Source organism: Amnimonas aquatica (assembly GCF_002943415.1).
Lineage (GTDB): Bacteria > Pseudomonadota > Gammaproteobacteria > Pseudomonadales > Moraxellaceae > Perlucidibaca > Perlucidibaca aquatica_A.
Genome location: NZ_PTQZ01000059.1, coordinates 1 through 8,496, shown reverse-complemented (window position 1 = coordinate 8,496; position 8,496 = coordinate 1). Strand labels below are relative to the sequence as shown.

Annotated in this window: 10 protein-coding genes; 6 read left to right on the top strand and 4 right to left on the bottom strand. The window is 67.9% G+C overall.

Annotation, left to right across the window (positions count from 1 at the left end; all coding sequences use genetic code 11):
- The coding region (locus C5O18_RS03920) for a response regulator (protein ID WP_105191647.1) at positions 1 to 471 on the bottom strand (471 nt) is incomplete at its 3' end.
- A gap of 62 nt (positions 472 to 533) precedes the next feature.
- Positions 534 to 1,370 (bottom strand): 3'(2'),5'-bisphosphate nucleotidase CysQ, encoded by an 837-nt coding sequence (gene cysQ, locus C5O18_RS03915; RefSeq protein ID WP_105191649.1) that lies wholly within the window; start codon positions 1,368 to 1,370, stop codon positions 534 to 536.
- Positions 1,371 to 1,463: 93 nt separating this feature from the next.
- Between cysQ and yrfG the strand changes: the two genes are divergently transcribed.
- Positions 1,464 to 2,141: a GMP/IMP nucleotidase gene (yrfG, locus tag C5O18_RS03910; RefSeq protein WP_105191645.1), complete on the top strand. Its 678-nt coding sequence runs from the start codon at positions 1,464 to 1,466 to the stop codon at positions 2,139 to 2,141.
- Entirely contained in the window at positions 2,138 to 2,542 is a 405-nt protein-coding gene (locus C5O18_RS03905) for an RNA-binding S4 domain-containing protein (RefSeq protein ID WP_105191643.1), read from the top strand. Before yrfG ends, C5O18_RS03905 begins: the two co-directional genes overlap by 4 nt.
- Positions 2,543 to 2,568: 26 nt before the next feature.
- On the opposite strand, the gene C5O18_RS03900 is transcribed toward C5O18_RS03905, so the two are convergent.
- Complete coding sequence (locus tag C5O18_RS03900; RefSeq protein ID WP_105191641.1) at positions 2,569 to 3,231, bottom strand: fumarylacetoacetate hydrolase family protein; 663 nt, start codon at positions 3,229 to 3,231, stop codon at positions 2,569 to 2,571.
- A gap of 150 nt (positions 3,232 to 3,381) precedes the next feature.
- A complete protein-coding gene (locus tag C5O18_RS03895) occupies positions 3,382 to 4,779 on the bottom strand; it encodes an FAD-binding oxidoreductase (protein WP_105191639.1) in 1,398 nt (465 codons plus the stop codon).
- A 168-nt stretch (positions 4,780 to 4,947) separates the two neighbouring features.
- Between C5O18_RS03895 and serA the strand changes: the two genes are divergently transcribed.
- The 4 genes from serA to C5O18_RS03875 form a co-directional block, all read left to right on the top strand.
- Positions 4,948 to 6,177, top strand: coding sequence for a phosphoglycerate dehydrogenase (serA, locus tag C5O18_RS03890; protein ID WP_105191637.1), 1,230 nt, complete (start codon positions 4,948 to 4,950; stop codon positions 6,175 to 6,177).
- Between the two features lie 64 nt (positions 6,178 to 6,241).
- On the top strand, positions 6,242 to 6,865 hold the full coding sequence (locus tag C5O18_RS03885) for a 4'-phosphopantetheinyl transferase family protein (protein WP_206389714.1): 624 nt from the start codon (positions 6,242 to 6,244) through the stop codon (positions 6,863 to 6,865).
- Positions 6,866 to 6,968: 103 nt separating this feature from the next.
- Positions 6,969 to 7,826: an archaetidylserine decarboxylase gene (asd, locus tag C5O18_RS03880; protein WP_105191633.1), complete on the top strand. Its 858-nt coding sequence runs from the start codon at positions 6,969 to 6,971 to the stop codon at positions 7,824 to 7,826.
- A gap of 259 nt (positions 7,827 to 8,085) precedes the next feature.
- Positions 8,086 to 8,496, top strand: a 411-nt coding sequence (locus C5O18_RS03875; protein WP_241146729.1) for a hypothetical protein, incomplete at its 3' end; no start/stop codon positions are given.

Genomic DNA, 8,496 nt, shown 5'->3' with positions numbered 1-8,496 from the left:
CAGCAGCTGATAGGCCATGGGCGGCAGCGCCAGCGGCTCGCCATCCAGCAGGAAGCGCTGCTGCTCGGGCAGGAAGGAGAGCGCGCCGGCGCTCAGCGCCGGCGTCGCCCGGCCGCTGCCGCGACGCAGCAGCACGCGCACGCGCGCCATCAGCTCGTCGGCCTCGAAGGGCTTGATCAGGTAGTCGTCGGCGCCGGCATCGAGGCCGTGGACACGGTCATCGAGGGCGTCACGCGCCGACACGATGAGCACCGGCACATCGCTGCCGCCGGCGCGCAGCCCGGCCAGCCAGTCCATGCCGTCGCCATCGGGCAGGCCGAGATCGAGGATCACCAGGTCATGCTCCGCCGCGCGCCACTGCGCCGAGGCGGCGGCCAGCGTGCGCACCCAGTCGACCCGGTAGTGCTGCGCCAGCAGACGCGACAGCACCCGCCCCAGGCTCAGGTCATCCTCGATCAGCAGCAGATACATGTCGCCCGTCTCCCTCGTGCCCGGCCATGCGCGAGCCTGTCATGCCCTGCCTTAAGACCGCCTTAAGCCGGCCAGCAGGCCAGCCATTGCACCGGCTCCGCGCCGACCGCGAGGAAGCCGGCGTTGAGCAGGGTGTCGCGACGGTTGTAGCGGAAGCGCCGGCCACGGGCGTCGAGCAGATGCCCGCCGGCCTCCTCCAGCACCACCTGCGCCGCTGCCGTGTCCCATTCGCTGGTCGGACCGAAGCGCGGGTAGGCATCCGCCCGCCCTTCGGCGACCGCGCAGATCTTGAACGCCGAACCGGCCGGATGCCGCTCGACCGGCCCCAGCCGCGCCGCCACCGCCTGTTCGAAGGCCGCCAGCTGCTCCAGGCCATGGCGCCGACTGACGGTCAAGCGCAGCGGCGAGCCGTCGGCCGGCAGCAGCGAGACATGCAGCAGCGCCCAGTCGCCGCCGCTGACGCGAAAGCTGCCCTGGTCGCGGGCAGCGACATAGGCCGAGCCATCGACCGGGGACAGCACGACGCCGAGCACGGCTTCATCGCCCAGCACCAGCGCGATGTTGACGCTGAACTCGCCATTGCGCGCGATGAACTCGCGGGTGCCGTCGAGCGGGTCGACCAGCCAGCACGCCGGCCACGACCGGCGTCCGGCCAGCTGCGCCGGCGGTGACTCCTCGGACAGCACCGGCAGCGCCGCCAGCCAGGGCCAGGGCAGCGCCCGCAGTCCGTGCTCGATGACCGCGTGCGCGGCCAGGTCGGCCGCCGTCACCGGCGAATCGTCGGCCTTGTCGCGCACCTGCCAGCGCGCCTCGTCGGCGTAGATCGCCATGATCTCGCGCCCGGCCTCCGCGGCCACCGCCAGCACCGCAGCCATCTCGTCGCGTCCGACCGCCTTCATAACCTGCTCCACCTCCGCCGCCATCCAGCCCCGTACCGTGCGTTGCCCGCCGGGCTTTGCCATACTCTGCCGCAAATCGACAGGGTGTGCCGCATGATTGACTGGTCCCGCGTCGACACCGTCATCCTCGACATGGATGGCACGGTGCTCGACCTGCACTTCGACAACCGCTTCTGGCTGCAGCACCTGCCGGCCATCTACGCCGAGCGCAAGGGCCTGCCGCGCGAGGAAGGCCTGAACGACCTGCTGGGCCGTTTCGCCGCCCACCAAGGCTCGCTGAACTGGTACTGCGTCGACTTCTGGAGCGAGCAGGTCGGCTTCGATGTCGCCGTGCTCAAGGAAGACCTGCGCCACCTGATCCGCGAACGCGCCGACGCCTTCAGCTTCCTCTCCGCGGTGCGCGCCAGCGGCCGCCGGCTCTGGCTGGCGACCAACGCGCACCGTGCCAGCCTGGAGCTGAAACTGGCCGAGACCGCCATGGGCGACTGGTTCGATGTCATGGTCAGCTCGCACGACTACGGCCACGCCAAGGAGGATGCGCGCTTCTGGCATGCCCTGCGCGCGGCGCACGACTTCGACCCCGCGCGCGCCCTGTTCATCGATGACAGCGAAGCCGTGCTCGACAGTGCCCGCGCCTGGGGCATCGGCCAGCTCGTCAGCGTGCTGACGCCGGACAGCCACAAGCCGGAGCGCGAGGGACTGCGCTATCCGGCCATCGACCGTTTCTCCGAGCTCGGCCGCATCCCGGTGCTGGCGGGTGCGCCGGCATGAGTGCGCGTGCCGACAGCGAAGGCGCGCGGGTGCGTGTCGACAAGTGGCTGTGGGCGGCGCGCTTCTTCAAGACCCGCTCGCTGGCCAAGGCCGCCATCGAGGGCGGCCAGGTGCATTGCGACGGACAGCGCGTGAAGGTCAGCCGCGAAGTCGTGCCGGGCATGACGCTGACCATCCGCCAGGGGCATGAGCACAAGACCGTGGTGGTGCTCGGACTGAGCGAGGTGCGCGGTCCGGCGCCGGTGGCGCAGCAGCTCTACGAGGAAACGCCGGACAGCGTCGAGGCGCGTGCACGACTGGCGGAGCAGCGCAAGGCCATGAACCTGGCGCACCCTGACCACCGGCCGAACAAGAAGGAACGACGGCAGATCCACCGCTTCCAGAACAACTGGGGGGAGTGAACGGCGGATGCCACGGCGCGCCTGACTCAGCGCACCCGGGTCTGCCAGGAATGGCCGGACAATATCGGCATCAGCCGGTCTCCGGACTGCAACGCCGCCACACCTTCCGGCGTGCCGGTCATGACGATGTCACCCGGCTGCAGCGTGAAAATCGTGGCGATGAAACGCAGCAGCGGCACGATGCCGGTGATCATGTCGGCGCTTTTGCCGGACTGGCGCCGCTCGCCATTGACGATGAGTCCGACGCTGATCGCGGCGAGATCGGCGAAACCGCCAGGCGGCAGGAACGGCCCCATCGGCGCCGCGCCGTCGAAGGCCTTGGCGACCTCCCACGGCAAGCCCTTCTGCTTCAGCGTGTTCTGCACATCGCGCAGGGTCAGGTCGAGGCCGATGCCGATGCCGGCGATGGCCGCGCGCGCCGCTTCCTCGCTCACCTCGCCGCTCAGCGTGCTACCGATCAGCAGCGTGATCTCGGTCTCGTGATGGCACTCGCCGCGTCCCGCCGGAATCGCGAAGTCCGGCCCCAGCGGCACCAGCGCGGTGGCCGGCTTGAGGAACAGGATGGGCGTCTCCGGCACCGCGTTGCCGAGCTCGCGGGCATGCGCCGCGTAGTTGCGCCCGACACACACCACCTTGCCCGCGGGCAGGTCGACCGGGCGGCCGTCGCTCCACATGTGCCTATAGGTCATCGGTCGTCTCTCCTTGCTGCGAAAGCCAGCGCTGCTGGCGGTGATTTCCGGCGACGGGATCGCCGCAAGTACCTCCCTGTAGGCTCTCGCTCGCCATCCCTGGCTCGCTAAGTCCCGCCGCCGGAAATCACCGCCAGCAGCGCACACCTCTCACAGATCGAAGATCTTGCCCGGGTTCATCACGTTGTTGGGATCGAACACCTGCTTGATCGCCTTCAGGTAGGCGACTTCGACCTCGGAGCGGGTGTAGGTCAGGTAGGGCTTCTTGGTCATGCCCACGCCGTGCTCGGCGGAGATCGAGCCGTTGTAGCGCTGCACGGTCTCGAACACCTGCACGTTCACGGTCTTGCAGCGGGCGAAGAAGTCTTCCTTGGCCAGGTCGTCCGGCTTGAGGATGTTCAGGTGCAGGTTGCCGTCGCCGATGTGGCCGAACCAGACCACGCGGAAATCCGGGTACTGCGCGGCGACGATGGCGTCGATGTCGGCGATGAACGCCGGCACACGCTGGATCAGCACGGAAATATCATTCTTGTACGGCGTGAAGCGCGCGATGGTCTCGGAGATGTCCTCGCGCAGGCGCCACAGGTTCTTCGCCTGCGCCTCGGACTGGCCGAGCACGCCGTCGACCACCCAGCCCTCGGCCACGCAGTGCTCGAAAATCTCCAGCGCCTGCGCCGACATGTCCTCGGACAGCGCCTCGAACTCCAGCAGGGCGTAGAACGGCGTGGCGGTGTCGAACGGACGCGGCACGCCCTGGTGCTCGGTGACCAGCTGCACCGACAGCTCGGAGAAGAACTCGAACGCGGTCAGGTCGAGGCGAGCCTGGAAAGCCTTGAGCACGTTCATCACGCTCGGGAAATCCGGCGTGCCCAGCACCATGACCTGCAGGTTGCGCGGTGCGCGCTCCAGCTTCATGGTCGCCTCCACCACCAGGCCCAGCGTGCCCTCGGCACCGATGAACAGGTGGCGCAGGTCGTAGCCGGTGGCGTTCTTGATCATGTCCTTGTTGAGTTCGAGGATGTCGCCCTTGCCGGTGACGACCTTGAGACCGAGCACCCAGTTGCGCGTCATGCCGTACTTGATGACCTTGATGCCGCCGGCGTTGGTGCCGATGTTGCCGCCCAGCTGCGAAGAGCCGGCGGAGGCGAAATCCACCGGGTAGTACAGCCCCTGCTCCTCGGCGAAGTTCTGCAGCTGCTCGGTGACCACCCCGGCCTGGATGCGCACCGCGCGATCCTCGGGAATGAACTCCAGCACCTTGTTCATGTAGTCGAGGCTGATGACCACCTCGCCGTTCGCGGCGACCGCGCCCGCCGACAGCCCGGTGCGCCCGCCCGACGGCACGATGGCGAAACCGGCCTCGTTGGCCAGCAGCACCACCGCCTGCACCTGCTCGATGCTCGACGGGAACACGATGGCCGACGGCGCCGGCGCGTACATCTTGGTCCAGTCGCAGCCCCAGGTCTTCAGGCTGTCGGCATCGGTACGGACACGCGAGTCACCGACGATCTCGGCGAGACGGGACAGGACGGCGGGGGCAAGGCTCATGCAGCGGCTCCGGCGGCGGGATTACGGAAGACGCGCATTCTACCAGCAGGCCCGTCTGTGCTACCATTCGCGCCTTGTTTTTCCGTTTCGGACCCTGTCCGGCCCGACCCCAGATACCGATCCCCGACCGGGATCCTCAAATACACGCACACGCAAGAGTCCTCGTTCATGAGCCAGTTCTCTCTCGACAAAGCCAAGATCCGTTTCCTGCTGCTGGAAGGCGTGCACAAGAACGCCCTCGACGTGCTCAGCGCCAACGGCTACACCAATATCGAGTACCTGCGCGGTGCGCTCGACGAGGATGCGCTGATCGAGAAGATCAAGGATGCGCACTTCATCGGCATCCGCTCGCGCACCCAGCTGACCGAGAAGGTGTTCGCCGCCGCCAGCAAGCTGATCGCCGTCGGCTGCTTCTGCATCGGCACCAACCAGGTCAACCTGAAGGCCGCCATGTCGCGCGGCATCCCGGTGTTCAACGCGCCCTACTCCAACACCCGCTCGGTCGCCGAGCTGGTGCTGGGCCAGCTCATCCTGCTGCTGCGCGGCATCCCCGAGAAGAACTTCCTGGTCCACCGCGGCGGCTGGTCGAAGTCGGCCGAAGGCTCGTACGAGGCGCGCGGCAAGACCCTGGGCATCGTCGGCTACGGCTCGATCGGCTCGCAGCTGTCGGTGCTCGCCGAGTCGCTGGGCATGCACGTGATCTACTACGACGTGATCACCAAGCTGCCGCTGGGCAACGCCCGCCAGGTCACCACCATGGACGAGCTGCTGGCCACCGCCGACGTGGTCTCCCTGCACGTGCCGGACCTGCCGTCGACGCGCAACATGATGGCCGCCGAGCAGTTCGCCAAGATGAAGAAGGGCGGCATCTTCATCAATGCCGCGCGCGGCACCGTGGTCGACATCCCGGCCCTGGCCGACGCCATCAAGTCCAAGCACCTGAACGGCGCCGCCATCGACGTGTTCCCGAAGGAGCCGAAGGCCAACGACGAGATCTTCGAGTCCGAGCTGCGCGGCCTGGAGAACGTCATCCTGACCCCGCACATCGGCGGCTCGACGCTGGAAGCGCAGGCCAACATCGGCCTCGAAGTGGCCGAGAAGTTCGCCCGCTACTCCGACACCGGCGCCACCATCACCGCCGTCAACTTCCCGGAAGTGGCGGTGCCGCTGGCCGCCGGCAAGCACCGCCTGCTGCACATCCACAACAATGTGCCGGGCGTGCTGTCGGCCATCAACACCGTGTTCGCCGAGAACGGCATCAACATCAGCGCCCAGTCGCTGATGACCAACGATGCCATCGGCTACCTGGTGGTGGATGTCGACGCCGAGTACTCGGAGCTGGCGCTGTCCAAGCTGCAGCAGGTGAACGGCACCATCCGCACCCGCGTCCTTTTCTGAGGCCGCGACCATGACGACGGCCGCCGACGGGTCCCTGGCTCGCGGCGGCCGTCTGCATTTCGGCGTGCCGGACACTGACATCGAGGTCTGGCTGCTGGATCTGGACACCCTCGATGCCACCGCCCGCGAGCGGCTGCTGGCCCTGCCGTCCGATCTCGACCGTCGCGCCAGCGAGGCACGGCGACTGGCCCGCGCCGTGGTCCGGCACTGGCTGGGCGAGCTGCTCGGCCGCGCGCCGGAAGTACTGGCGCTGAGCACGCCGGCCACCGGCAAGCCGGCGCTGCCCGACGCCGGCATCGCCTTCAACGCCTCTCACACCGGACCATGGCTGGCCCTGGCCTGGAGCCGCACGCTGCCGGACGTGGGCCTGGACATCGAACAGCTCGGCCAGCGCCGCAACTTCGCCGCCATGACCCGCCGCTATTTTCATCCGCACGAGGCCGCGCTCTGGGAGCGCACGCCGGTCGCCGGGCAGGAGGACACCTGGCTGCGCACCTGGACGCGCAAGGAAGCGGTGCTGAAAGGACACGGACTGGGGCTGCGGCTGATCCTGCGCAACCTCGACACCACAAGCAGCACCATCAGCCATGCCAGCATCGGCCACTGGCTGGCGCACAGCCGCCACGCAGGCCCCGGTGACCGGCTGATGGTCAGCGTGGCCTGGCCGCGCCCCGCGACTCAGGACTGAACCCGCGCCGCACCTTTGCGACGTGCGGCTTTATGACAGCGCGCGCCTGCATTACCATGCCGGCCTCGACATTTCGTCCCGACCTGCTACGGAAGACCGCGTCATGGCCCTCTCCCTCGACCGCCTGCTCACCCTGCCGCAGTACCTGCTGCCCCAGCACGGCCTGTCCCGTCTCGTCGGCAGCCTGGCCGAGAGCCGCACGCCCTGGCTCCGCGATGCCTTCATCCAGCGCTTCGCGGCACGCTACCAGGTCGACATGAGCGAAGCGGCACAGCCCGACCTGGGCGCCTACGAAAACTTCAACGCCTTCTTCACCCGCGCCCTGAAGGATGGCGCGCGCCCGCTCGACGGCGCCACCGACAGCATCCTCTGCCCGGCCGACGGCGCCATTTCGCAGCTCGGCGAAATCAGCAGCGACCAGATCTTCCAGGCCAAGGGCCACAGCTACTCGCTCGGCGACCTGCTCGCCAGCGATGCCGATGCCAACGCCTTCATCGGCGGGCAGTTCGCCACCGTGTACCTGTCGCCGCGCGACTACCACCGCGTGCACATGCCGCTGGGCGGGCGCCTGACCAAGTCGGTGTACGTGCCGGGCGACCTGTTCTCGGTCAACACCCGCACCGCCGAGCAGGTGCCCAACCTGTTCGCGCGCAACGAGCGCCTGGTCGCACACTTCGACACCGAGGCCGGTCCCATGGTGGTGGTGCTGGTCGGCGCCATGATCGTGGCCAGCATCGAGACGGTCTGGGGCGGCGTCGAAGCCATCGGCCGCGAAGTGCGGGCAAGCCGCTTCGAGCACGGAGAGATCACGCTGGAGAAGGGCGCCGAACTCGGCCGCTTCCGTCTCGGCTCGACCGCCATCGTGCTGTTCGGCCCGGATGTCATGGCCTGGGAGGAAAGCTTCCGGGCCGGCACGCCGACCCGCATGGGCACCCGTCTGGGCCGGCGACTGGAGCGCTGAGGACCCGCCTCGCACGCATGATCCGGCCCGCCGCCGCCCCGCATCGGCGACGGGCCTGCAGCACAACAGAAAACCACACTGTCCGTCGGAAAATTGGCGCTTTGCTGCCAACTTGTCTCAATTCGTCAATACGCGTTTACAAAACTCAAACGTTACAAGTGTTTTGCCTCGAATAACATACACATCACGCACGGGATTACATTCCGGTTACGTTACAGACATAAGCGGCCTCGCGGCCAAACACACGATGAGGACCATCATGAAAAAGCTCAAGATGACAAGATTGGCCGCCTACTTCGCAGTCGCGCTGGGCGTTGCCGCCTGCGGCGCCGATGGCGGCACCGGCGGCTCGGGTGGTGGTGGCGGTGGTGGCACCAGCGGCAGCACCATTCTGAACCCGACCCAGGACATTGTCAGCGATCTGCTGACTAATCTGGGAGGTGCCCTGGGCGATACGCCCCTGGGCCCGTTCATCCAGTGCCTGGACCCGACCTTGAACGAACTGCTGGATGGCCCGGACGGCCTGCTCACCAGCCTGCTCTCCGGCATCGCCGGGGCTGACCCTGCCAAGCTGCAGGCGGCGCTGACCTCCGGCGCCACTGATCTGGCAACTGCCATTCAGTCCCTTACCGTCAACCTGCCGAACGCCCTGCTGGCGCTCGCCGGCCAG